Origin of the sequence: Hymenobacter sp. IS2118 (assembly GCF_000715495.1) — a bacterium.
Classification (GTDB): domain Bacteria; phylum Bacteroidota; class Bacteroidia; order Cytophagales; family Hymenobacteraceae; genus Hymenobacter.
On the sequence record NZ_JNLX01000098.1, the window covers coordinates 25,634 to 48,592 of the forward strand.

General features: G+C 58.4%; 25 protein-coding genes. 12 read left to right on the plus strand and 13 right to left on the minus strand.

Annotation, left to right across the window (positions count from 1 at the left end):
* Positions 1 to 113 precede the first annotated feature (113 nt).
* Entirely contained in the window at positions 114 to 314 is a 201-nt protein-coding gene (locus GM79_RS26050; RefSeq protein ID WP_262489446.1) for a type II toxin-antitoxin system RelE/ParE family toxin, read from the minus strand.
* A 211-nt stretch (positions 315 to 525) separates the two neighbouring features.
* On the minus strand, positions 526 to 690 hold the full coding sequence (locus GM79_RS25400; protein ID WP_161787144.1) for a hypothetical protein: 165 nt from the start codon (positions 688 to 690) through the stop codon (positions 526 to 528).
* 165 nt (positions 691 to 855) lie between these two features.
* Between GM79_RS25400 and GM79_RS08805 the strand changes: the two genes are divergently transcribed.
* From GM79_RS08805 to GM79_RS08815, 3 genes are all read left to right on the plus strand, one after another.
* On the plus strand, positions 856 to 3,447 hold the full coding sequence (locus tag GM79_RS08805) for a M14 family metallopeptidase (protein WP_051718686.1): 2,592 nt from the start codon (positions 856 to 858) through the stop codon (positions 3,445 to 3,447).
* Between the two features lie 358 nt (positions 3,448 to 3,805).
* Positions 3,806 to 4,642, plus strand: a complete 837-nt coding sequence (locus GM79_RS08810; RefSeq protein ID WP_072008574.1) for an oxygenase MpaB family protein — start codon at positions 3,806 to 3,808, stop codon at positions 4,640 to 4,642.
* 13 nt (positions 4,643 to 4,655) lie between these two features.
* On the plus strand, positions 4,656 to 5,057 hold the full coding sequence (locus tag GM79_RS08815) for a DUF2809 domain-containing protein (protein WP_035562422.1): 402 nt from the start codon (positions 4,656 to 4,658) through the stop codon (positions 5,055 to 5,057).
* A gap of 163 nt (positions 5,058 to 5,220) precedes the next feature.
* Here GM79_RS08815 and GM79_RS08820 read toward each other — a convergent pair whose 3' ends face one another.
* The 3 genes from GM79_RS08820 to GM79_RS08825 all read right to left on the minus strand — a co-directional run bounded on the left by GM79_RS08820 (position 5,221) and on the right by GM79_RS08825 (position 6,607).
* Positions 5,221 to 5,565, minus strand: a complete 345-nt coding sequence (locus GM79_RS08820) for an MmcQ/YjbR family DNA-binding protein (RefSeq protein WP_035562424.1) — start codon at positions 5,563 to 5,565, stop codon at positions 5,221 to 5,223.
* Between the two features lie 12 nt (positions 5,566 to 5,577).
* Positions 5,578 to 5,751: a DUF6728 family protein gene (locus GM79_RS25735; protein WP_200875593.1), complete on the minus strand. Its 174-nt coding sequence runs from the start codon at positions 5,749 to 5,751 to the stop codon at positions 5,578 to 5,580.
* Positions 5,752 to 5,866: 115 nt separating this feature from the next.
* Complete coding sequence (locus GM79_RS08825) at positions 5,867 to 6,607, minus strand: phytanoyl-CoA dioxygenase family protein (protein ID WP_035562427.1); 741 nt, start codon at positions 6,605 to 6,607, stop codon at positions 5,867 to 5,869.
* A gap of 67 nt (positions 6,608 to 6,674) precedes the next feature.
* Between GM79_RS08825 and GM79_RS08830 the strand changes: the two genes are divergently transcribed.
* The 4 genes from GM79_RS08830 to GM79_RS25740 all read left to right on the plus strand — a co-directional run bounded on the left by GM79_RS08830 (position 6,675) and on the right by GM79_RS25740 (position 7,724).
* Positions 6,675 to 7,142 (plus strand): nuclear transport factor 2 family protein, encoded by a 468-nt coding sequence (locus GM79_RS08830; protein ID WP_035562430.1) that lies wholly within the window; start codon positions 6,675 to 6,677, stop codon positions 7,140 to 7,142.
* A gap of 70 nt (positions 7,143 to 7,212) precedes the next feature.
* Positions 7,213 to 7,422, plus strand: coding sequence for a type II toxin-antitoxin system HicB family antitoxin (locus GM79_RS08835; protein ID WP_035562432.1), 210 nt, complete (start codon positions 7,213 to 7,215; stop codon positions 7,420 to 7,422).
* Between the two features lie 6 nt (positions 7,423 to 7,428).
* On the plus strand, positions 7,429 to 7,614 hold the full coding sequence (locus GM79_RS23720; RefSeq protein ID WP_072008575.1) for a type II toxin-antitoxin system HicA family toxin: 186 nt from the start codon (positions 7,429 to 7,431) through the stop codon (positions 7,612 to 7,614).
* Positions 7,572 to 7,724 carry a hypothetical protein gene (locus GM79_RS25740; RefSeq protein WP_200875594.1) on the plus strand — a complete coding sequence of 51 codons (153 nt, stop codon included), beginning with the start codon at positions 7,572 to 7,574 and terminating at the stop codon, positions 7,722 to 7,724. Before GM79_RS23720 ends, GM79_RS25740 begins: the two co-directional genes overlap by 43 nt.
* A gap of 102 nt (positions 7,725 to 7,826) precedes the next feature.
* Here GM79_RS25740 and GM79_RS08840 read toward each other — a convergent pair whose 3' ends face one another.
* Positions 7,827 to 8,150: a hypothetical protein gene (locus tag GM79_RS08840; protein WP_035562435.1), complete on the minus strand. Its 324-nt coding sequence runs from the start codon at positions 8,148 to 8,150 to the stop codon at positions 7,827 to 7,829.
* Between the two features lie 18 nt (positions 8,151 to 8,168).
* Entirely contained in the window at positions 8,169 to 10,274 is a 2,106-nt protein-coding gene (ispG, locus tag GM79_RS08845) for a (E)-4-hydroxy-3-methylbut-2-enyl-diphosphate synthase (RefSeq protein ID WP_035562438.1), read from the minus strand.
* A 206-nt stretch (positions 10,275 to 10,480) separates the two neighbouring features.
* On the opposite strand from ispG, the gene GM79_RS08850 reads away from it, so the two are divergent.
* The gene (locus tag GM79_RS08850) at positions 10,481 to 10,966 is read left to right on the plus strand and encodes a TlpA disulfide reductase family protein (RefSeq protein WP_035562441.1); all 486 of its coding nucleotides are present in this window, start codon (positions 10,481 to 10,483) and stop codon (positions 10,964 to 10,966) included.
* A 94-nt stretch (positions 10,967 to 11,060) separates the two neighbouring features.
* Positions 11,061 to 11,669, plus strand: coding sequence for a thioredoxin family protein (locus tag GM79_RS08855; RefSeq protein ID WP_035562444.1), 609 nt, complete (start codon positions 11,061 to 11,063; stop codon positions 11,667 to 11,669).
* A 71-nt stretch (positions 11,670 to 11,740) separates the two neighbouring features.
* On the opposite strand, the gene GM79_RS08860 is transcribed toward GM79_RS08855, so the two are convergent.
* From GM79_RS08860 to GM79_RS08870, 3 genes are all read right to left on the minus strand, one after another.
* Positions 11,741 to 12,721 carry an NAD(P)H-quinone oxidoreductase gene (locus tag GM79_RS08860; protein ID WP_035562447.1) on the minus strand — a complete coding sequence of 327 codons (981 nt, stop codon included), beginning with the start codon at positions 12,719 to 12,721 and terminating at the stop codon, positions 11,741 to 11,743.
* Positions 12,722 to 13,090: 369 nt separating this feature from the next.
* Positions 13,091 to 13,639, minus strand: coding sequence for a PAS domain-containing protein (locus tag GM79_RS08865; RefSeq protein ID WP_035562449.1), 549 nt, complete (start codon positions 13,637 to 13,639; stop codon positions 13,091 to 13,093).
* Between the two features lie 42 nt (positions 13,640 to 13,681).
* On the minus strand, positions 13,682 to 14,047 hold the full coding sequence (locus tag GM79_RS08870; protein ID WP_035562452.1) for a hypothetical protein: 366 nt from the start codon (positions 14,045 to 14,047) through the stop codon (positions 13,682 to 13,684).
* Between the two features lie 144 nt (positions 14,048 to 14,191).
* Between GM79_RS08870 and GM79_RS08875 the strand changes: the two genes are divergently transcribed.
* Positions 14,192 to 14,755: a hypothetical protein gene (locus GM79_RS08875; protein ID WP_035562455.1), complete on the plus strand. Its 564-nt coding sequence runs from the start codon at positions 14,192 to 14,194 to the stop codon at positions 14,753 to 14,755.
* A 146-nt stretch (positions 14,756 to 14,901) separates the two neighbouring features.
* Here GM79_RS08875 and GM79_RS08880 read toward each other — a convergent pair whose 3' ends face one another.
* Positions 14,902 to 17,091, minus strand: a complete 2,190-nt coding sequence (locus tag GM79_RS08880; protein ID WP_035562458.1) for a glutamine synthetase III — start codon at positions 17,089 to 17,091, stop codon at positions 14,902 to 14,904.
* A 549-nt stretch (positions 17,092 to 17,640) separates the two neighbouring features.
* Between GM79_RS08880 and GM79_RS08885 the strand changes: the two genes are divergently transcribed.
* Both GM79_RS08885 and mtaB read left to right on the plus strand, forming a co-directional pair.
* Positions 17,641 to 19,203, plus strand: coding sequence for an LTA synthase family protein (locus GM79_RS08885; protein ID WP_161787145.1), 1,563 nt, complete (start codon positions 17,641 to 17,643; stop codon positions 19,201 to 19,203).
* 65 nt (positions 19,204 to 19,268) lie between these two features.
* The gene (gene mtaB / locus GM79_RS08890; protein WP_035562460.1) at positions 19,269 to 20,603 is read left to right on the plus strand and encodes a tRNA (N(6)-L-threonylcarbamoyladenosine(37)-C(2))-methylthiotransferase MtaB; all 1,335 of its coding nucleotides are present in this window, start codon (positions 19,269 to 19,271) and stop codon (positions 20,601 to 20,603) included.
* Positions 20,604 to 20,709: 106 nt separating this feature from the next.
* Here mtaB and GM79_RS22890 read toward each other — a convergent pair whose 3' ends face one another.
* Together GM79_RS22890 and GM79_RS08900 are read right to left on the minus strand one after the other, a co-directional pair.
* Complete coding sequence (locus GM79_RS22890) at positions 20,710 to 21,516, minus strand: helix-turn-helix transcriptional regulator (protein WP_051718689.1); 807 nt, start codon at positions 21,514 to 21,516, stop codon at positions 20,710 to 20,712.
* A gap of 95 nt (positions 21,517 to 21,611) precedes the next feature.
* Positions 21,612 to 22,850: an ABC transporter permease gene (locus tag GM79_RS08900; protein ID WP_035562463.1), complete on the minus strand. Its 1,239-nt coding sequence runs from the start codon at positions 22,848 to 22,850 to the stop codon at positions 21,612 to 21,614.
* Positions 22,851 to 22,959 lie beyond the last annotated feature (109 nt).

Here is a 22,959-nt window from a genome sequence, read left to right on the forward strand (position 1 = left end):
AGCTTTAGCTGGCACCGCAGGGCCGTTCTTTCAACCGCTACTTTTCCTGGCACGGCAAGCTAAAGCTTACCTCACAAAAACGCCCGCTGCACACGTAGCGGGCGTTTTTGATGTTAAACCAATCCGTTTTCTCTCAGTAATTCATCACGCTCCTTATCCGAAATAGAATCCTGTTCGGACTTACCATAAATTGTCAGCAGGTAAATTTTCTTCCCGACGATTTTAACGCAGGTAATAACGCGGGCACCGCCGCTTTTGCCGGTGTTTTTGGATTTAATACGCATATGAACTTTGAAGCAGTCGCGCCCCAGCACATCGCCTAGCGAGGGAGCCGATTCTAATTCGTCAAGTAATCGTTCGTCATCACCATCCGTGGACGCATATTTCTTTCGGAAGCGCCGGATGTTGCGCTCGAACCGGTCGGTAGCAATGACTTCGAAACTTATTTTTCTGCACGTAACTCCGCCAGCAGCTCACGAGCTGTTTTGAGCTTAATCTTTCCCTGCTGGTGCAACTCCACTTCGTTCAGCGCTTCGCGGAAATCGTCAATCCACTCCTGTTGCTCGGGGGTGTACTTTTGGGCTTGGGCAGCGCCACGGCTTTGGCTTTGATGGCAAAGGGCAGGGCTTTGACCAGCTTCATCAGCGGAGCAAACTGGTCGTCGGGAACGGTGAGAATAACTTGGCGCATAATGCAAAATACGTGGTTTAGCAAGCAACTGCCGAAGCCTGACGGTTGGTTCAGCTACCACGCGCAACTTCCAAAAGCAGCGGAAACGGCCGGGGCGGCGTGGTACTCCGCACCCCGTTTGCATCTTTGCCGGCGATACCGTTTCAACTCCTAACCTGCTCCTTGATGCGTACCATACCCTTTGCCACCAGCTTGCGGGCCGGTAGCTGCTGGCTGCTGCTGCTTAGCTTACTCGCTTTCACCGCCCGCGCCCAAACCAGCGATGCCGCCGGCCCGCTGCTCACGCCCGAACAATTCCTGGGCTATAAGCTCGGCGCGCAGTTCACGCCCCACGCCGAGCTGCTGCGCTACGTGGCCCACATCACGGCCCACACGCCCGGCCGCATGAAACTGGTGCGCTACGGCAGCACCTACGAGCAGCGCCCGCTGGAAGTAGTGCAGATTGCCAGTCCCGAAACCTTTGGCCGGCTCGAAGACGTGCGCCGCAATAATCTGCGCCTGGCGGGGATTGAAAGCGGCGCGGGCCGGGTGCAGGAGCCGGGCGTGTGCTGGCTGAGCTACAACGTGCACGGCAACGAGGCCGTGAGCTCCGAAGCCGTGATGCAGGTGCTCTACGACCTGGCCAACCCCCAGGACCAGCAGATGCAGGACTGGCTCAAGAACACCGTCGTCATCGTGGACCCCTGCATCAACCCCGACGGCCACGACCGGTATGTGAACTGGTACAACCGCGTGCGCAACCAGCAGCCCAATGCCAACCCCGATTCCTGGGAGCACCACGAGCCCTGGCCCGGCGGCCGGTTCAACCACTACTATTTCGACCTGAACCGCGACTGGGCCTGGCAAACCCAGCAGGAAACCCGCCAGCGCATCTCCCTCTACAACCAGTGGCTGCCCCAGGTCCACGCCGATTTTCACGAGATGGGCCCCAACAGCACTTACTACTTCTCGCCCGCCGCCAAGCCCTACCACGCCGACCTCACGGCCTGGCAGCGCCAGTTCCAGGGCGTGCTGGGCGACTACAACAAGGTGGCTTTTGATAAAAACAACTGGCTGTATTTCACCCGCGAAGTCTACGACCTGTACGCGCCCACCTACGGCGACACCTGGCCCAGCTTCAACGGCGCCATCGGCATGACTTATGAGCAGGGCGGCGGCGGCCCCGCCGGCCTGGCCTACGCCCGCCTCGACGGCGACACCCTCACGCTGGCCCAACGCATTGCGCACCACCACGCCGCCAGCCGCGCCACCATTCAGGCCACCGCCGAGCGCCACGACGACCTGCTGCGCGAGTTCCAGCGCTACTTCGGCAACGCTGCCACCAAGCCCCAAGGCGAGTATAAAAGCTACGTAATGGCGGCCGGCAACGACCCCGGCCAGCTCCGCGCCTTCACCCAATACCTCGACCGCAACCAGATTCGCTACGGTTACGCACCCAAGCGAATAAAAACCAAGGCTTTCAACTACTACACCGGGAAAACCAGCGACGTACAGATTGAGCCCCGCGACGTAGTTATCAGCATGTACCAGCCGAAATCGACGCTGGTCAAGGTGCTATTCGAGCCCCGCCCGCAGCTCGAAGACTCCCTCACCTACGACATCACTTCGTGGGCGCTGCCCTACGCTTTCGGCCTGAAAGCCTACGCCGTGGCCGGCCGACTCGATGCTTCCGGAGCCGCCGCCCCCGCGCCAGCCGTAACGGGCAGCGCCGCCGCCGCCGATGCCCGTCCTTACGCCTACCTCGCCCGCTGGAACAGCTTGCAGGACATCCGTTTCCTGAGCCGCCTGCTGCAACAGAAAGTGAAGGTGCGCTACGCCGAAAAGGCGTTTGAGGCCGAAGGCCAGCGGTACGCGCCCGGCACGCTCATCATCACCCGCACTGGCAACGAGGCCCTGGGCGCGCGGTTCGACCAGCTGGTGCGGGCCCAGGCCGACTCGGCCGGCACCACAGTTCTGGCCGTGAAATCGGGCTTTTCTACCACCGGGAGCGATTTGGGCTCCGGCTCGGTACGCTTCGTGAAGCGGCCCAACGTGGCCGTGGTGGCCGGGCAGGGCATCGACCCGACCGCGTTTGGCGAGGTGTGGCACTTCTTCGAGCAGCAGCTGGGTTACCCACTCACGGTACTGGGCACCGACTACCTCAGCCGCGTGTCGCTCAGCAAATACGACGTGCTGATTTTGCCCGACGGCAATTATACCGACGTGTATTCTGACCGTAGCCTCGAAGCCCTCAAAGCCTGGGTGCGCGACGGCGGCCGCCTCATCGCATTGGAGGGCGCAGCCAGATTTTTAGCCGATAAAAAGGGCTTCCTGCTGAAAACCAAGGCCGTCGATTCTACGGCCATCAAAAAAGAACAGAAGGCCAATCCCTACCTGGCCCTGCGCCGCTACGGCGACGCCGAGCGCGACGATGCCGGGGATGCCGTGCAGGGCAGCATCTACCGCGTGCAGCTCGATAACACCCACCCGCTGGCCTTCGGCTACGGCAACACCTACTTCGCCCTGGTGCGTAACCCGCTCAAATATAGCTTTCTGCCTCAAGGCGGTTGGAACGTGGGCGTCATCAAAAAGGATAGCTACTCCGCCGGCTTCACTGGCAGCAAAGCCCGCAAGGAGCTAAGCGACACTTTCGTAGTCGGGGCGCAGGACATGGGCCGCGGCTCCGTGGTGTACCTGGGCGATAACCCGCTATTCCGTGCCTTCTGGCAGGGCGGCAAGCTGCTCTTCGGCAACGCCGTTTTTCTGGTGGGCCAGTAAGTATTTTGTAACCCTTCCTGCTATTCGCTTTTTCACCGCAGAAAGCGCAGAAGGATTCGCAGAAAGGCCGCAGAAGAACAGCATCTGCGGTCTTTCTGCGAATCCTTCTGCGCTTTCTGCGGTGAAAACACTCGAAAACTAGAATTCCCTATAGTAGCTCAACGATTGTTTCCCGCAGAGGTCGCAGAGGTAAAACTGCAGAGGTTCGCAGATTTCTAACAGCCTACGCTGAGAACCTCTGCGGTTTCACCACTTTGTGAAACATATCAGCAAGCAGACGGACAGGCAGAAGCGAAGCTACCGAAACGTGAGATACGGAATCAATTATTAACTTTGTATTTCAAAGTTCTTTATAATCATGCCTTATTTCGTCGCTCCTGATTCCATCGTTCGCCGCATCTGGGGCACTTCCGACACCGTGCTGTTCATCTTTGCCGGGGCCGCCGCCGAGTTCGCGCTCAATATGGCCGTGGACTGGCTTTACTTCACCGGCCGCCTGCCTGCCGACCCGCTGGGCCGCCTGTTTTCGACGGTGGACTACGCCCGCCGCATCGTGTTTGCCGACCGTGCCGGGGCCGAAAAAGCCATCGATACCATTGCCGCCATTCACGGTGCGGTAGAGGCCCGGCGTGGGCAGTCCATCCCCACCTGGGCCTACCGCGACGTGCTGCTTATGCTCATTGCGTATTCCATTCGGGCTTTTGAAATTTTAGAAAAGCCCCTCACACCGCTCGAAAAAGAAGAAATAACCGATGTATTCTGCCGCGTGGGCCGGCGCATGGGCATCCCTGACTTACCCAATTCATACGCGGCCTGGCAATTGGCGCGCACGCAACACCTGGCCGCCAATACTGCTGTCAGTACCCACACCCGGCACCTGTACCAACAGTACCGCAAGCACCTGGGCGGCCCGCGCTATGCGCTGCTACGGGCCGTGCAGGGCCTCGTGGTACCGGCCGGCGTGCGGGACAAGCTCCAACTGCCCGGAGGTCTGTGGATAAGCCCGGCCGTGGCGTTCTACCGCCTCACTAGCCGCTGGCGCTTCAGTCAGTTGGCCAAAAACGCCCTGCTTCCGGCCGCGTACCAGGCCCGCATTCTGGCGTTGGATGCGGCTTCGGTCGATGTGGTTTCGGCTCCGTTGGTAAGTCCTGCGGCCGGGCAATGTCCTTTCCGTCACCTTGCGCTCAAGGCGTAATTCCATCCGCTCCATGCTGTGTTTTCGCAAAGGATACTTCCTGATTTCCTGTGGCTTGTTGCTACTGGAGGTTCTCATCGCCCTGTTTGTGCACGACCGGATTATCAGACCGTACGCGGGCGATTTTTTGGCTACCATTTTTGTGTATTGCTTGTTCAGCAGCTTTGTGCGGGCTTCGGTCGGGCGGCTGGCGCTGGTGGCCCTGGCGTTTTCCTATCTCATTGAGGGCCTGCAGTACATCAACCTGCTCGACCGGCTGGACTGGCATTCGCGGGCGGCACGCATCGTCTTCGGCAGTCATTTTGAGTGGAGCGACCTACTGGCCTACACGCTGGGGGCACTGCTGGTAGTGGGCCTCGAATACGCGCGGCCAGGTGGGAGGGCGCCGGCCCAAAAGTTAGCTGGAGAAAGGTAGTGGCCCGCCGCCTTTTTGCGTTAAAAAAAGCCCTGCCGATGCAACGACAGAGCTTCTCAGGCAGCTTTGTAAACCAATGAGCAAGCAACCGCCTGCGTTGAATCATTCGCGCTGAGCGGGTTTGCTGCGGTATCCCTCAATAAATTAACGCAGCCTGGCGCCACTACATCGTGGCACGCAGGGCTTTGGGCAGCGAAGCCCGCACCAAGTCATACGAATGGTCAATTAGTGCGCGGAGTTGACCCAGCGGAGCACCCGTCCCAATCAGGACGGTGTTCCAGTGCTTCTTGTTCATGTGGTAGCCGGGCAGCACGTAGTCGTGGGCTTCGCGCAGCTCGGCGGCCCGCTCGGGGTCGCACTTCAGGTTGATGCTGCCGAAGGTATCGATGTCGGTGAGGGCGAAAATCTTGCCGCCGACTTTGAACACGAGGGTCTCGGGACCGAATGGCGTTTCCTCGGTCACGCCGGGCTTGGCCATGCAATAGTCCCGGAAATCCTCAATATTCATCGGGCCGGCTACTTAGATTACGTAGCGGAAAAACATTACCACCAGGCACACCAGAAACATCGCCAAGCTGAGCTTATTGATGAAGTGCATGGTCTTCATGTTGAAATTGGTTTTGCGATTTGCGTCTTTGCCACGGAAGTAATAACCGAGGACCGGACCGAAATTAAAGAGGTTTTTACCGTTCATGGCAGGAGGTAGTTAGGTTCGGAAAGATAACAAAAGGCACGGCAGAATGATTGATGGGCGCGCTGATTTTTTCAATATTTCTGGCCTGAAAGTCGGTATTTTCAAGCATTTAAGCTCACCCTTGCCAACGCGCAAACCGTCGTTCGCGCCAGTGCAACCCGGCGGGCAGTTCCGATGCCGAGAATTCCAGGTGCAGCACCCGGCGCGGCTGGTTGCTGGTGCTGCGGTTGGAAGCGTGCAGCACCAGCGGCCGCATCAGCATGACGCCACCCGCCGGGACCTCGCAAACCGTCGAATGCTGCGTGAGCCCGGGCAACGCCGCCGGCAGCACCACCCCAAGCTGGTGCGAGCCAGGCACGACATGGAGCGCCCCGTTGCTGGCGTCACAGTCGTCGAGGTGAATTCGGATGGTGCAGCTGTTTTGCAAAATCGCCAGCGGAGGCTGCACCGAAACCCCTTCCGCCTTGCTCGTCCACGGGCCAAAACCCGCCAAATCGGTCCGGCGGTCCACGTTAATCATCAGGTCCTGATGCCAGGGCACAAACCAGTTTGATAACGCGGGCTTGTCGAAATAGATGGATTTGACCGAGTGGCAGCCGCCAGAGAAAAGCTGACTCAGGAGCTTGCATAATGCTGGGGTGTGCAGCAGTGGCACCAAATCGGGCACTTTGCCCAGCACGTCCCGGATGGCAAATACCTCTCTGCTTCGGCGGGCATCAGGTGCCCCGGCAGTGGCACTTTCCAGACAGTTGAGCATCGCGGCTACTTCAGCCGGCTCAAAGAGCTTGGGTAATTTGAGGTAGCCATCGGCCTGCAACTGCCCGGCCGGATTGTTCGTGGAAGCGCTTACATTCATGCTCCGACAAAGCTACACCCCGCATGCAAGCGCAACCCTCCGCTTCACCCGCCGCCATTACCTATACATGACTAAATTTCTTACCCCAATCCTGTTTTTCCAGCTGCTTTGCGCTGGCTTCGGGGCCCAGGCCCAAACCACGGCCCCTGAAACCGCCGACGTTAAGAAAACCATCACCGCTTTTTTCGATGGCATGCGCCAGGGCGACAGCACCGCCGTGCGCCGCACCCTGGCCCCCGGCGCTGTGTTTCACACCATCGTCGCCAAGGCTGGCGTGACCGAAGTGAAGCCCGAAAGCCTGCTGGATTTCCTCAAAGCCGTGGGCACGCCGCACCCCAAAGTTTGGGATGAGCGCATCAGCTTCGCCAGCGTTTTGATTGATGCCAACCTGGCCAGCGTCTGGACGCCCTACGAGTTCTACCTCGGCGGCACCTTCAGCCACTGCGGCTACAATTCGTTTCAATTAGTCAAGCTGGCTGACGGGTGGAAAATTGCGCACGTTATTGACACGCGGCGCAAGGAGAAGTGCAGGTAGAATCAGATGGCACAATCAGCCGGTTTTCTGCGTTAACTTAGCATATTACCCACCGCTACACCAGTTCCCGATGAAGCTTACACTCGTCATTCGCCAAGGCAAATCTCAATTGATTGGCCAGCTTAAAGAAATTCCCGGTGTTCTCACGCAAGGCCACACCCTTGAGGAAGTAAAGGAAAATATTACCGATGCGTTGGCGCTCTACCTGGAAGATGCCCGGGAAGATTATGCTGCCGACACTGCCGGAATAATCTCACAGGAAGAACTGGAATTCGCATAATCCAGCATGAAGCGCGGCAAGTTCGTCAAGTACCTCGAAGCCAATAACTGCCCGCTGCATCGCCACGGCAGCCGGCACGATATCTATACAAACGAGCTAACGGGCAAACGCACCAGCGTCCCCCGTCACAGTGATATCGATGAGGAATTATGCAAAGAAATCTGCAAGCAATTGGGTATTCCGAAGGTATAACGCTACTGTTACGCCCCTTCAACGTGAGCGACGAGCGCTACGACAATATGCAGTTCACCGCACAGGGCTTGCGGCTAATTGACGTGGGTATTTCGGTATTGCAACAGTAAGTCGACACGTCTTTTACTGCGGCTTACGCACAGTGGAAATTGGCCGAACTGGCGTTTTTGCTGGCGCGGTGAAGCTGTTTATAAAGTAGTGGAACTATGCTTTTATAAACTTAAAAACTCACGTACTACCTGAAAATCAACACCGCATACCTGGACTTCAATATCATCAAAACCCTCAACATCTTCAATACAAATTCCACCTTGTGCGGTCAATATTCCAGAAACCTGACTTACGGTAACTAATTCTATTTCTTGAAGCTTCTGCCAGTCAGGACGTTTATTATGAGCACGGAAAAATTGCTGAAAATCTGCATAATACTCATTCGAAGCCTGTAGCTTACCGCCTATCACGCCCATTGAGGAATCTACGACTCGTGCCTCGACAATACCCAACCGGATATGACCGGCCATCAACTGTATTTCCATAATCGCCAACGCAATTATTTACTGCACCTCCCCGCCTGCCAGCACCTCCTTCTCAATCCACTTTCCATCTTCGCGCATCAGCTCAATCAGGTCGTCGACGGCGCGTTCTTCGGGCACTGATTTTTTGATAACTTCCTGGCCGCGGTAGAGGGCAATTTTGCCCTTGCCCACGCCCACGTAGCCGTAATCTGCATCGGCCATTTCGCCGGGGCCGTTCACGATGCAGCCCATGATGCCGATTTTGATGCCTTTGAGGTGGTCGGTGCGCTTGCGAATCATGGCCGTGGTTTCCTGCAGGTCGAACAGCGTCCGGCCGCAGCTGGGGCAGCTGATGTATTCGGTTTTGCTCATGCGGGTGCGGGCCGCCTGCAAAATACCGAAGGAGAGCTGATTCAGACTGTCGATGGTCGTTAGCCATTCGGCTTTGGGGCGCTCAGGCAGCAGCTCAGTACTGAGTACCACGCCATCGCCAAGGCCATCGAGGAGCAGGCCGCCCACGTCGGTAGCGGCGTAGAGCTGGGTTTCCTCATCGCGCAGGGCCGGGTATTGCCGGTTGATGATGACCGGGCAGGTGACGCCCGCCTGCATCAGCTCAAAAAAGGCCCGCCGGATTTCCGGCATGGCGTGGGCATTTTCGGTGTACAGGAATACCACCACGGTGCGGTCCTCGCGCAATTGGTTGAGGGCCGGTCCTGTGAGGGACGCCAGGTTGTGGAACACAAAGTTCAGGGCCGGGTGCTTCTCAGCTGCCCCGGCGTATTCGGCCTGGGTGAGTACCGGGAAGTGGTCGGCGCGGTGGCCGGCATCGCACCAGGCGCTGTAATCCACGATTTCCCTCAGGCCATTGGGCAGCATGAAGGGCGAAGGAACCTGCCCGGTATAGATGTAGTCGGCACCCAAATCCGACATCTGAAATTTATCCAGAAAAGGCGAATAAAGCTGCCCGGCTGCCCGTAAGTCGGCGTATTCCAGGTTTTGCAGGCGCGACAAATCGGCAATAACACGCGGCACGTTGCCCCCACCAATGTTCTCGACTTCCCGCGTCACGCGCCGGAAATACTGAAAAGGATTGATGGGCGAGAGGTAGCCCTGGGCGTTAACCTCACTCCCCGGCCCCCTCTCCAAAAAAGAGGGGGAGCCAGGTATCCCTGCAACGAAATCTTTAGTCTCCCCCTCTATTTTGGAGAGGGGGCCGGGGGGTGAGGTGAGTGGCGCGATGGGCTGCGCCTGCGCGGCGCGACCCGTGTAGCGGTCAATCAGCATGCGGGCCACCGGGGCTTCGGCTTCGGGGGCTTCGGTCAGGCTCACACGCACGGTATCGCCGAGGCCGTCTTCGAGCAGCGTGCCGATGCCCACGGCGCTCTTGATACGGCCGTCTTCGGCCTCGCCGGCTTCGGTTACGCCGAGGTGCAGCGGGTAGGGCTGCAGGCCTTCTTCATCCAGTTTCTGCACCAGCAGGCGGTAGGCCTGCACCATTACCTGGGTGTTGCTGGCCTTCATGCTCAGCACCACATCGTAGTAATTTTCTTCCTCGCAAAGGCGCAGGAATTCCAGGGCCGACTCCACCATGCCCAGCGGCGTATCGCCGTAGCGGCTCAGAATGCGGTCGCTCAGCGAGCCGTGGTTAGTGCCGATGCGCATGGCGGTGCCGTACTGCTTGCAAATCTGGACCAGCGGCCGGAACCGCTCGCGGATGCGCTCAACTTCGGCCGCGTAGGTGGCGTCGGTGTAATCCAGCTCTTCAAATTTCTTCTTGTCGGCGTAGTTACCGGGGTTCACGCGCACTTTCTCCACGATGCGGGCGGCCAGCTCGGCAGCGTTGGGCGTGAAGTGAATGTCGGCGATGAGCGGTACGTTGCAGCCGCGCTTGCGCAGCTCCTTCTTGATTTCCAGCAAGTTTTGGGCTTCTTTGATGCTGGGCGCGGTGATGCGCACGTACTCGCAGCCGGCCGCCACCATGCGCAGCGTCTGCTCCACCGAGCCTTGCGTGTCCATCGTGTCCACGGTGGTCATGCTTTGCACCCGGATGGGGAAGTTACCGCCCATCGGCACGCCGCCAATGTTTACTACGCGGGCCACGCGGCGCTTATACTCGGTCAGGCTGGGGCAATACGTCTTATTCATGGGCCAAAAACTACGGGGAGCCGGCTAAAGTTGCGCCGTAGCGCAAAGGTAAAGCGGTTCGGGGCGGGCTTCGCTCCTGCTCACGGCCGCAACTTCCGGGCGGGTTTTGCTGTCTTTTGGTTTCGGAGCGGCGCGCTTGGTCCTGCAAACCCTTTCCATTAGATTTCAGGGGCGGGCCGATATTCGTCCTATTTTCACAAAACGCTATGATTCAAGCACGAGCGATGCTCCTGGGTTTGGGCCTGCTGCTGGCACTACCCGGCAGGAGCCAACAGGTGGCAGTCATCAAGTTTCCGGAGCTGCAAAAGCGGCTTTCGCGGCCCACGGACACCACCTACGTGGTTAATTTCTGGGCTACCTGGTGCGCGCCCTGCGTGAAAGAGTTGCCTAATTTCGAGCAAGTGGGCACCACTTACGCCAACCAAAAGGTAAAAGTCTTGCTGGTGAGCCTGGACTACGCCTCGCAGCTCGACAAAAAAGTCCGGCCCTTCGTGAGGCAACGCGCCCTGAAATCGGAAGTAGTGCTGCTCAACGAAAGCGACCCTAATTCCTGGCTGGAAGAAGTTGATGCCAAATGGACGGGCTCTATTCCGTTCACCCTCATTGTCAATAACAAAACCAAGCAGCGGGCTACTTTCGAACGGGAGCTTTCCAAAGCCCAGCTAACGGCCGCCCTACAGAAGTTTTTGTAAATTCAAGTTGTTAAGCAGTTAGCTTTAAGCTACAAGCTTTTTTGGTCGTAATAATAGCGTTGACACTCATTTCCCCTCACCCAACTGTTTTCCTATGAAGAAGCTCCTCCCCTTTTCCCTGCTCTGCTTTGCCTTGCTGCTGAGCAGCTTCGTTCTCCGCCCCGAATCCGGGGGGTATCAGGTGGGCGACAAAGCCACCGATTTCAAGCTCAAAAACATTGATGGCAAAATGGTGTCGCTGGCCGATAACAAAGCCGCCAAGGGCTATATCGTGGTATTCACCTGCAATACCTGTCCCTACGCCAAGGCCTACGAAAGCCGCATCATCGCCCTGAATGAGAAGTACGCGCCCCTGGGCTACCCCGTAATTGCCATCAACCCGAATGACCCTGTAGTGGCCCCCGGCGACTCTTTTGAGGCGATGAAAACCAAGAAATACGCCTTTCCCTACCTGCTCGATGAAAGCCAGCAGGTAGCCAAAGCCTACGGGGCCACGCGCACACCCCACCTCTACTTACTCAAGCGGCAGGCTAACGACCTGGTAGTATCCTACATCGGCGCCATCGACGATAATTCGGAAGACGCCAAACTGGTGAAAACGAATTACCTGGAAAACGCCCTGGCCGAAATAATGGCCGGCAAGCCCGCCAGCACCAGCACCACCAAAGCTATCGGCTGCACCATAAAGTGGAAGCAGGCCTAAACCCATGCTGAAAGTTGAAACGCAAAACGTCAGGCAAATGCCTGACGTTTTGCGTTTCAACTGGTTTGCAACTACCGGGCAGCTGCTACCTCCAGTACTATTTTCCCAATGTGCGCGCTGCTCTCCATCAGCTGATGCGCAGCAGCAGCTTCGGCCAGCGGAAAGGTGCGGTGAATTACGGGGCGAAACGCAGCGGTGGCAACCAGCGGCCACACGTGCTGCTGCACTGCCGCAGCCAGGGCGGCCTTAAAATCGGCGGAGCGGGGCCGCAGGGTGCTGCCCGTGATGGTCAGGCGGCGCCGCATAACATCCAGGGCATTGAATTCGGCTGCCGCGCCTTGCATGGCGTTGATGAAGACCAGGCGGCCGTCGTCGTTGAGCAAGCGCAGGTTTTTGGCAGTGTATTCTCCGCCAATCATGTCCAATACCACATCAACCCCGGTCGGCTTCAACACCGCTTCAAAGTCTTCCTCCTTGTAATTGATGGCCCACTCGGCCCCCAGCTCGCGGCAAGCCGTGCACTTGGCCGCATCACCAGCCGTGATGGCGACCCGGCTACCCAGGGCCGTGGCCAATTGAATGGCCGTGGTGCCGATGCCGCTGCTGCCGCCGTGCACCAGCAGCGTTTCGCCCGGCCGCAGCGCGCCCCGCTGAAACACGTTGTGCCACACCGTGAACACCGTTTCGGGCAGCGCGGCGGCTTCTACCATGCTGCATCCGGCCGGCACGGGCAGGCAGTGGCGGGCGTCTACTACGACGTATTCGGCATAGCCCCCGGCTGGTAGCAGGGCACATACGGCATCGCCGGGCCGCCAACGGGTTACATCGGTCCCGCACTGTTCTATGGTGCCCGCAACTTCCAGCCCCGGCACCAGACCGGCAACTTCGCCGCTGCCCGCGTATTTGCCCTGGCGCATGAGTACGTCGGGCCGGTTCACGCCGGCCGCCTGCACCCGAATCAACACTTCGTGGGCTGCGGGCCGCGGCCGGGGCTGCTGTTGCAGCTGTAATACGTCGGGCCCGCCGGGCTGCTGGATGATAATAGCATTCATGGATATTGAATTTTGAGTGGCGCTGCTGGCCACAAGCTGACCTATGCAAACGAAAAACGGCTCCGAAGAGCCGTTTTTATCGAACTATTAAGCAGGTACGCATAAGTAATCGTGTTGAGTTTTGACCGTCATGCTGAGCTTGTCGAAGCATCTCTACCGCACCGTCAATACCATTCAACGGTGCGGTAGAGATGCTTCGACAAGCTCAGCATGACCCGCTTTGTTGCTACGGTTACTTTTGCACCACTGCTTAAAACAACTTTATGCCAGACGACTAACCAAAATCAATCGGAAAACGTGGTAAAATTGAATGCGCATCTAACACCAATAAAGCAATGTTTTACAGTAACTTGAGTCTATAAACAAACCTTAAAGCTGACTGCTTAATTGCTGCTTCAGCGCCTGCACTTCCCGCTCCAAATCCAAGGTTCGGAATACGACTTTGGCTTCCAGGTCAGAATAGGCGACCTCGAGCTGCTCACGCAATTGGCGCTGCTCCTGAATATCGGTACAGGTGCCAAACCAGGCTATCAGGCGGCCTTCTTCGTCCCGGCGCGGCAGAGCCTGCCCCAGAAACCAACGATACGAACCGTCTTTGGCTTTGAAGCGGTATTCAATGCTGTAGTCATTGCCGGTGGCCAGGCAATGGCCCCATACCTGGCGGGCGCGTTCCCGGTCATCGGGGTGCAGCAGGTTGTTCCACATGTTGGGGCCTACACTGTCGGCCAGCGTGAAGCCGGTGAAATCAGTCCAGCGCTGATTGAAATACGTGTGGAACCCCGCCGGGTCAGTAATCCAGACCAGCTGCGGAATGACGTCTGCTAAAAAAGTAAACTGCTCGGCTCCTACCGTGCCCTGCTCGGAGGCAGCGGGTATGGCGGAGGATGGCAACGTTTCAGAAACAGGCGTGGTGCTCATGGGCAAGGTAGGCTTAAAGGCGGCGCTGATAAAGACAGGAAGTTATACGAGGTCGAGCTGCATTTCCATGCCCGACGCAAAATACAGATTGAGCTGGCTGTTCAGCCCATTGGCCGAACGCCGCAAACGCGTCACCAGGGCCCGCGTTGCTTCGGTAGGCAGCTCAAAATTGAGGTAAGGCCGGCTCATCAACTCATCACGCATCACGGCCCAACTGCCGGTTTGGCTCAATCCCTCATCGGACGATTGGGCTTCCAGCTGGCCGGCGGCAAGCACAAAGCGGGTTGCTTTCGCCATCGTGCTGCCGGGGTCATTCCGGTTGAGGACACGGGTAGCCACGTGCCATTCCCCGTTGAAATACGCATCAGGCAGTTGTTGTAAATTTATATCCAGCAACAAATCAGACATACAGAAAAAGAGAGGAACCGGCCGCCAGGCAAATGTGAGCAGGCACCGTTGGAACAGGATATAGGTAAACTGACGGGCTAAACCCAATTGGCCGCTGCCACGTTCCTTTGCAAACAAATTAAGCCCTTACCAGGCTTTTAAACCGTGAGAAAACCCCAGTTTATTCCCGTCATTATCGGTGCCGCGCGTTTTACCGGCCTGGCGGCCTGGCAAACCGGACGCCTGTTCCGCCAACTAGCTGCCCGCGCCCTCGATAGCGTGCAGGACGTGCTACGGGCAGAAGTTGAAAAAGGAAACCTGAAGCTGGTGGTCGATTTTCTGGCCGACAAAGCCCTACCCGCGGCCCGCGTGCTGCTGATGGAGCAGATGACCGTGCGCCTGCTGGTGCGCCTAGGCCTGCGCGGGGCCTTGGCGTCGAACATCGTGGGCTGGGTACTTCCGTTCGTTGTTGAGAAGCTGATAAAGGTCGGGCAGCAGAGTGGCTTGTTCGACAAGCTAATGGCCAACGCGACCGTGAGCGAGGCCCTGACCAAGCTAGACGACCTACGCAGCGCAACTTGGCAAATGCTGGTGCCCGACCCCGGCAGCAGTGCCGAGCTGCTGGAAGACGACGACACCCTGACGCCCCGCCTGCCTTTGCTACTGGCTGCCCCGGCCGAGCCCGCTACCAAAAAGGCCACCGCCAAGGGCACCGCTAAAAGGGCTTAACACTCACAAAAAAGGCCCTTTACGGGCCTTACCTGCAATCGTTTGCGGGGGTTCTCCAAAAAAAGGCACCTCACGGAGATACCTCTTTCAAAACCGGGGCGCGGCGAGAATTCCCACCCAACACCGGACCCGATTCCATCCCCTGATTACCGACTGAACAATAGTTCGCGGTACTTTACCAGAGGCCAGTCCTCGTCGGCCACCATACGTTCGAGCTTGTCTACAGCGCGGCGAATGGGGTCGAATTTTGGCTTAATATCCTCGCAGTATGCGACCGCCAGCTCGCGGGCATCTCCGAGTTTGTTTACTCTTTTGCGGGCTTCAATCATCGCATCCACGTTGGTTTTGATGGTTGAAACGTGGCGCGAAATATCTTTAATCATGCCCACCGTCACCTGGCTGTGCTCGTCGTCGAGGCCTAGCTCGCGCAGGCCACGCACGTTGTTCACCAATTTGGTCTGGTAAGCCAGCGCCGTAGGTATTACGTGGTTTACGGCCAAATCGCCCATTACGCGGCTCTCAATTTGAATTTTTTTCTGGTATTCCTCCAGCAATATCTCGTGGCGGGCGTGCAGCTCTACCTGCGAAAATATACCGTGGCGGGCAAATAGCGCGGCCGCATCGTCCCGAATCAGGGCGTCGAGGGCCTGCGGCGTGGTCGCAATGTTGCTGAGACCGCGACGCTCGGCTTCCTGCTTCCACTCTTCCGAGTAGCCATTGCCCTCGAAACGAATGGCTTTGGAGCTGATGACGTACTCGCGCAGCACTTCCACGATGGCAACTTCCTTCTTTTTGCCGTCCTCAATCAAAGCATCAACTGACTTTTTGAATTCTATGAGCTGGTCGGCCACGATGGTGTTGAGCACCGTCATCGACGAGGAGCAGTTGGCCGACGAGCCCACGGCACGGAATTCGAACTTGTTGCCGGTGAAGGCGAAAGGCGACGTCCGGTTGCGGTCGGTGTTGTCGAGCAGGATGGCGGGAATCTTGTCGATGCCCAGCTTCAGGTAAATGTTGTCGCCTTTGTCGAGCGGCAGCTTGGCGGTGCGCTCCAGCTCGTCCAGCACCGAGTTCAGCATCGAGCCCACGAAAACCGACACAATGGCGGGCGGCGCCTCGTTGGCGCCCAGCCGGTGGTCGTTCGAGGCCGAGGCGATGCTGGAACGCAGCAGGTCGGCGTAGCGGTGCACAGCCTGAATGGTGGTGATGAAGAAGGCCAGGAACTGCAGGTTCTCTTTGGGGCGGCGGCCGGGCGCGAGAAGGTTCACGCCGGTATCGGTGCTCATCGCCCAGTTGTTGTGCTTGCCGCTGCCGTTCACGCCGGCGTAGGGCTTCTCGTGCAGCAGCACTTTGAAGTTGTGCCGCTCGGCTACACGGTCCATCACATCCATCAACAGCTGGTTGTGGTCGATGGCGAGGTTGGCGTCTTCAAAGGTAGGCGCACACTCAAACTGATTGGGCGCCACCTCGTTGTGCCGGGTCCGCAGCGGAATACCGAGCAGGTTGGCCTCTTCCTCAAACTCCAGCATAAACCCGTGCACGCGGGCCGGAATCGAGCCAAAGTAATGGTCGTCGAGCTGCTGCCCTTTGGCCGGTGCGTAGCCAAACAGGGTGCGGCCGGTCATCACCAGGTCGGGCCGGGCGTCGTGGAGCGCTTTGTCGACCAGAAAATATTCCTGCTCGATGCCCAGCGTGGTGTTCACGCGGCTCACGTCCTTGTCAAAGTAATGACAAACCTCCAGGGCAGCCTTTTCGAGCACGGCCAGCGACTTGAGCAACGGAGCTTTGTAGTCGAGGGCTTCGCCGGTGTAGGCCACAAAAATGGTGGGGATGCACAGCGTTTTGGCACCCACCGTTTCGATGATAAATGCCGGCGAAGTGGGGTCCCAAGCCGTGTAGCCACGGGCTTCGAACGTATTGCGGATACCACCGTTCGGGAACGACGACGCATCGGGCTCCTGCTGCACGAGCGCCGAGCCTTTGAAATTTTCAATTGGCCGGCCGTCGGAGTTCAGGTCGAAGAAGGAGTCGTGCTTTTCGGCCGTGGAACCGGTCAGGGGCTGAAACCAGTGGGTGTAGTGGGTAGCGCCCTTGGCCATGGCCCAGGTTTTCATGGCCGAGGCCACGGCGTCGGCCACGTTGTGCTCCACACTGCTGCCCTGCCGGATGGTCGACTGCAGCTTTTTGAAATAATCGCCGGGCATGTTGGCCCGCATGGCTTCCAGATTGAACACGTTTTGGCCAAAGCTGTCGGAGCGACGCGCGGCGGCGGGCACCACCGTGATGGGATGGCGATGGTTAACGAGTTCTAGGGCTTTGAAGCGGAGAATTGCCATGTGGAAGTAACCGGTCGGGAAGTAAACTGAACTGGCGAGGTGCTGTTCTACAAGCAAAGATAAAACAGGAATTGCTTTTTACTGTACTCCACCCCGATATTTCAGGTGATTACCCAGAAAAACTTAACATTTACGCAACACCCCCCTTCAAAACACCCTAGTCAAAGGCTTAGCAGCTTTATTTCAGTGACTAATCCGGTTTGTTATTGAATGAGCCGGATTTTGGCAGCGGCGTATCTTTACGGGGTGAAAAACCGCTTTGCCTTTCAGCCACGCTACTTTCTTTTCTGGCTGCTTTTTTTCGGGGTGTGCCGGACCGTTTTTTTGGCGTACCACTACCCTTTCACGGCAAATATATCGGGTAGCACCATTTGGGGCACGTTTGCCTACGGATTACGGCTGGATGCTTCGGCAACGGCTTACGTGTGCATCCTTCCTTTCCTGCTCTTTATAATAGGAAGCGTATTTCCCCGATTGCCGCTATCACGACTTACAAGCGGGTACACCGTTTTCATAGCGGTAGTGCTGGCGGGGCTGATAACCGCCGATTTGGAGCTGTACCGAACGTGGGGCTTTCGGCTTGACGACACGCCGCTCCAATACCTGAATACGCCCAAAGAGATGGCGGCTTCGGCTGGCAACGCGCCCCTGATACTACTGGCAGCGGTTTTTGTGGGGCTACTGGCGGGGAGTTGGGGGCTGTATGAAGTAGTAGTGGGGCCAATTCGGGCGCTGCCTTCGTGGTTTGGACGCCGGCGGGCGGCTTTGGCCAGCGTGCTCTACGCGGCCCTGCTGGTGGTACCGCTACGCGGCGGTACCCAACAGATTCCCATCAACCAGAGCGATGTCTATTTTTCCCGGATACCTTTCGCCAACCACGCGGCCGTGAATGCCCCCTGGAACCTGATGAGTGCGCTTATTCTTCGAAAAAGCGAGCAGCCCGCCAAGCCTTTTATGGCCGACAGCATGGCCCGGCAGCTGGTGGCCGGCATCTATCCGTTGGCGGTGGGCGCGCCCGGCGCGCCCGACTCCTCGGTTTCCTACCTCGCCGAGCCCCGGCCTAATGTCCTGTTCATCATTCTCGAAAGCTTCACCTCGAAGCTGGTGGGCAGTGTGGGCGGCGAACGGGGCGTGACGCCCACCCTGGACAGCCTGGCCCGCACGGGCATCGTGTTCACGAACATCTACGCGGCCGGCGACCGCAGCCAGAAAGGCCTTGTGTCGCTGCTGTCGGGCTACCCCAATCAGCCTACTACCAGCATCATCAAGTATCCGCGCAAAACCGAGCAATTGCCCCACCTGGCCCGGCAATTTGCCGCCGCGGGCTACAAATCCAGCTACTACTACGGCGGCGAGCTGGCGTTTGCCAACATGGGCAGCTACGTGCAAACGGCCGGCTACGAGCACATCGTCGAACGGTCCGCTTTCTCGCTGGCCGAGCAAAACTCCAAGTGGGGCGCGCACGACGGCGCCCTTTTCGACCGGATTGCAGCAGACCTGAAACAGCAGACGCAGCCGTTTTTCGTCACGGCTTTTACCCTGAGCAGCCACGAGCCTTTTGAGGTCCCGATGAAGCCCCGGTTTCCCGGCACCAGTGAAACCGATTTGTTTCGCAGCTCGGTTTACTACACCGACTACGCCCTCGGCCGGTTTCTCAGGGAAGCCCAAAAGCAGCCCTGGTACGCGCACACGCTGCTGGTGCTGGTGGCCGACCACGGCCATCAGCTGCCAGGCAATTCCTCTAATCAAAGCCCCGATAAGTTTAAGATTCCGCTCATTTTAGCGGGCGGCGCGCTGCGGCCGGAAGCCCGGGGCCAAGTGGTGGCAACCATCGGCTCGCAAACCGACGTGGCGGCGACGTTGCTGCACCAGCTGCAGCTGCCGGCTCGCGGCTTTCAGTGGAGCCGGGACTTGCTGGCGCGCAATCCGGTGCCGTTTGCTTTTTACTGCTACAACAACGGCTTTGGAGCGGTGTCGCCGGTCGGCGTGGTCACGTTCGATAACGTGAGCCGGCGGGCCGATTCCGCCGTGGGCGCGAACGTTCCCAATGCTCAAATCGAGCTGGGCAAGGCCATGCAGCAGGTGTCGTTGGATGACTTTGCGCGAAAATAAACTACGGGCAGCTCCACGCTGCAGCCTCGTACCTACCGTTCCCTCATTCGTACCTTTGCGGCGCTATGCCTACCCCCCAATCCGTTGCCTTTTACACCCTCGGCTGCAAGCTGAACTTCTCCGAAACCTCGGCCATTGGCCGGCAATTTGAGGAAAAAGGGTTTGAGAAAATCCCCTTTGAAGCCGGCGCCGACTTATATGTCATCAACACCTGCTCCGTAACGGACCACGCCGACCGCAAGTGCCGGAAAGTGGTTCAACAGGCCTTGAAGCACAATCCCGAAGCCTTTGTGGCCATCGTGGGCTGCTATGCTCAACTCAAGCCGCAGGAAATTGCAGGCATTCCGGGCGTAAGCGCCGTGCTGGGAGCGGCCGAGAAGTTTCAGCTGGTGGACATTCTGGCTGATTTCAAAAAACCCGCCCCCGGCCAGCCTGGCCAGGTGCACGCCTCGCCCATTTCGGCAGCAACGGAATTCCACGCGGCGCATTCCTTTGGCGACCGCACCCGCACGTTTATGAAAGTGCAGGACGGCTGCGACTATTCTTGCTCGTTTTGCACCATTCCGCTGGCGCGGGGCGGCAGCCGCTCCGGCAGCATTGCCAGCGTGTTGGAACGGGTGGAGAAGCTGGCGGAAACCGGCGTGAAAGAAATTGTGCTGACCGGTGTAAACCTCGGTGATTTTGGCCTACAAGGCCCAGAGCGCGAGCGCCGGGAAGATTTTACCCAACTGGTAAAAGCCCTGGACGAAGTAACCGGTATTCGCCGCTTTCGCATCAGCAGCTGCGAACCCAACCTGCTCACCGACGAGATTCTGGCTACCGTAGCGGCTTCGGAGCGCTTCATGCCCCACTTCCACATTCCCCTGCAAAGCGGGTCGGATAAGATTTTGGGGCTGATGCGCCGCCGCTACCGACGCGACCTTTACAGCAGCCGGGTGGCCCGCATCAAGGAACTGATGCCGCACGCCTGCATCGGCGTCGATGTAATTGTGGGCTTTCCCGGCGAGACGGAGGCCGACTTCCTGGAAACCTACCAATTCCTGAACGAGCTGCCCATTAGCTATCTGCACGTTTTTCCTTATTCCGAGCGGCCCGATACGCTGGCGCCCACCCTGCCGGGCCGGGTGCAGGGCCGGGTGCGGCACGAGCGCACCACGCAGCTGCGCAGCTTATCGGAGAAGAAAAAACGGTATTTCTACGAGCAGCATTTGGGTATGGAAACCGCCGTGCTGTTTGAGGATGACGTGACCGACGGGCGCATAGAAGGCTTCACGCCCAACTACATTCGGGTGGCGGCCAAGTACGACCCACTGCTGATTGGCGAGCTGAAAACTCTGCGCCTGACCGGCGTAAACGCCCTGGGGCTAATGGAAGCCGAAGAAATGGGCGTCTTCGCCTAAGCGGTGAGCCATAAGCTTTAGGCTACAAGCCAGAAGCTTTTATTTTGGTTATCAATCGGTTGACAGTTATCCAAGCTGCGTTTATCCTTGCATGATTGGTTAACCATCAGACCATTCCCTGACGGGCCATCGCAAGCATCTCGCGGAGCATCTGCTGCTGTTCGAGCAGGTGTTGGTTACGCATTTCGGCCATTGCCAGCTGGTGCTGGAGGTGCTGTGCCTGGAGCGCGGCCCCTAAGTAGCTCTCGGGCGACGGGCCGGCAAGTGGGGCAGGCACCGGATTTGCGGCCGGGGTTACAGGTCCGGCGAGTGGAGCCGTTTCGGGCGGGCCAGGGGCTTGAGCAAACGCTGGCGGCGGCACGGGAACTTCAATAGCCGGCGCAGGAACTGCTGCTATCGGTGGGGCTGGCCTTACCAAAAGAGTTGGTTCCTGGAAATCTGATGGTGTTTCAGGGACGTTATTAGTCTCCAATTCGGCCCGCTGTGTGGGGTGATTGGCCGCAGCCGCCAAGGCTAGCGTGGCCGCAATTTCCGCCGCTTGCAGGCGGCTACCCGCCACGCCCGGCCCCGTGCGCCGCTGCATCGGTGGCACTTCGATGGCCTCAAATTCGGGCACTACAATGGCCTCTTCCGGGGCCGAAGGGCTGGCCGCCGGAGCGGGCTTCGGCGCAATTTCACCGCCTACCAACATGGGGCCGCGTCCCAGCAGCAGCCAGTCTCTTGAGACATTTGGGTACACTTCAAATACCCGGCAAAGCAGGTCATAGCCCGGTTTGTTGCGCCCGTCGATGAGGTGCTGCACCACACTGGCCGTCTTGCCCAGCGATATCGCAAAGCTGTTTTTAGTCAGGCCAAACTGCTGAATCAGTTGACCAAAGCGTTGGTCGATGGGCACAGAAACCGGAGCCGCCATGAGATTTGCACAAATGAGTAATGGGCAAATGTAGAACGCGGACGCTTATTTCCCACCCTGAGGCCGGCTTGCAGCTTTGGGCAAACGCTCCGGCCCTACTCGTAGCGCAGCGAATCGATGGGGTCCAAGGCGGCGGCTTTGCTGGCCGGATAGTACCCCGAAGCCAGACCCACGCCCACGCAGATAATCAGGCCGGCTATCATCCAAACCCACGGCACCAGAAACGAGCTGGCGCCCACGAGCACGGCCACACCATTGCCGCCCAATACGCCGAGGACGATGCCCAGCGTGCCGCCCATAAGGCAGATAACAATCGCCTCGATGAGGAATTGCTGGCGAATCTGAACGGCTGTAGCTCCCAGGGCTTTCCGAATACCGATTTCGCGGGTCCGCTCCGTCACCGAAACCAGCATGATGTTCATGAGGGCGATGCTGGCCCCCAGCAGCGTGATAAAAGCCATGATGGTGCCGCCCACGCGCACCTTCCCGGAAATAGATTCCAGGTCCGATGCCAGCGACTCGCTGCTTTCCACCACAAAACTATCTTCCTGGCCCAGCTTGTCGTGGCGCACAGCGCGCATCACGCCGGTGGCTTGGCCAATGAGAAAATTCAGGGTGCCCTGCTGGTCGGTGGCGGTTTTAATGTCGTAGGTGAGCGCGCCTTGCCGGGGCATCTGGTTGCCGGTGACCAGGGGTAGCAGGGCCAGACGGTCGGCCCCGCCCCCGCCCATGCTGCCGCCGCTTTTTTCGAGCAGGCCCACTATCAGGAAACGGCGACCCAAAGCCGACACGTACTTGCCAACCGGGCTTTGCTTGGGAAAGAGCCGGAGACGAATTTCATCGCCCACAATCATTACGTTGGCGCCATTATTCAGCTCGGCCTGGGAAAACGTGCGGCCGCTGGCCAGGTTGTAACCCTGGATTTTCAGGTAGTTTTCGTCGCCGGCCACCACTTCCATGTTGGGGTTGGTTTTAATGCCGTTGGCCTTCATTTCGGCGGCACGCGTGATGGAGGCCGAAACCCCCACCTGCGCGTCGTCGCCCATGGCTTGCTTGTATTGCTTGGCCTGCAGAAAATCGATGGGGGCGTACTGCTTGGCCTGGCGGCCACCGCGCCGGCCCCGGTTGTTGTAGCCCTTGGCATGGAGGTCGAAGGAGTTGGCCCCCAGGCTGGCAAAGGTTTCCGACAAGGAGTTTTTCATCGCGTCGATGCCCGTGAGAATGCCAACCAAGGCAAACAAGCCAATGCTGAGAATCAAGGCGGTGAGTACCGTGCGCAGCAGATTGGCGCGGATGGAGCGGAAAGCTTCGCGGACGTTTTCGAATGGGCTCATGGGGAGTAGCTCCAGCCGGAGGCTGGAAAATCGTTGAACGACAAGTACTGGGAACGGGCCGGTGGCGCGCCGGCACAAAGATGGTGTCGCATTCTAATGCGGCCAAAGT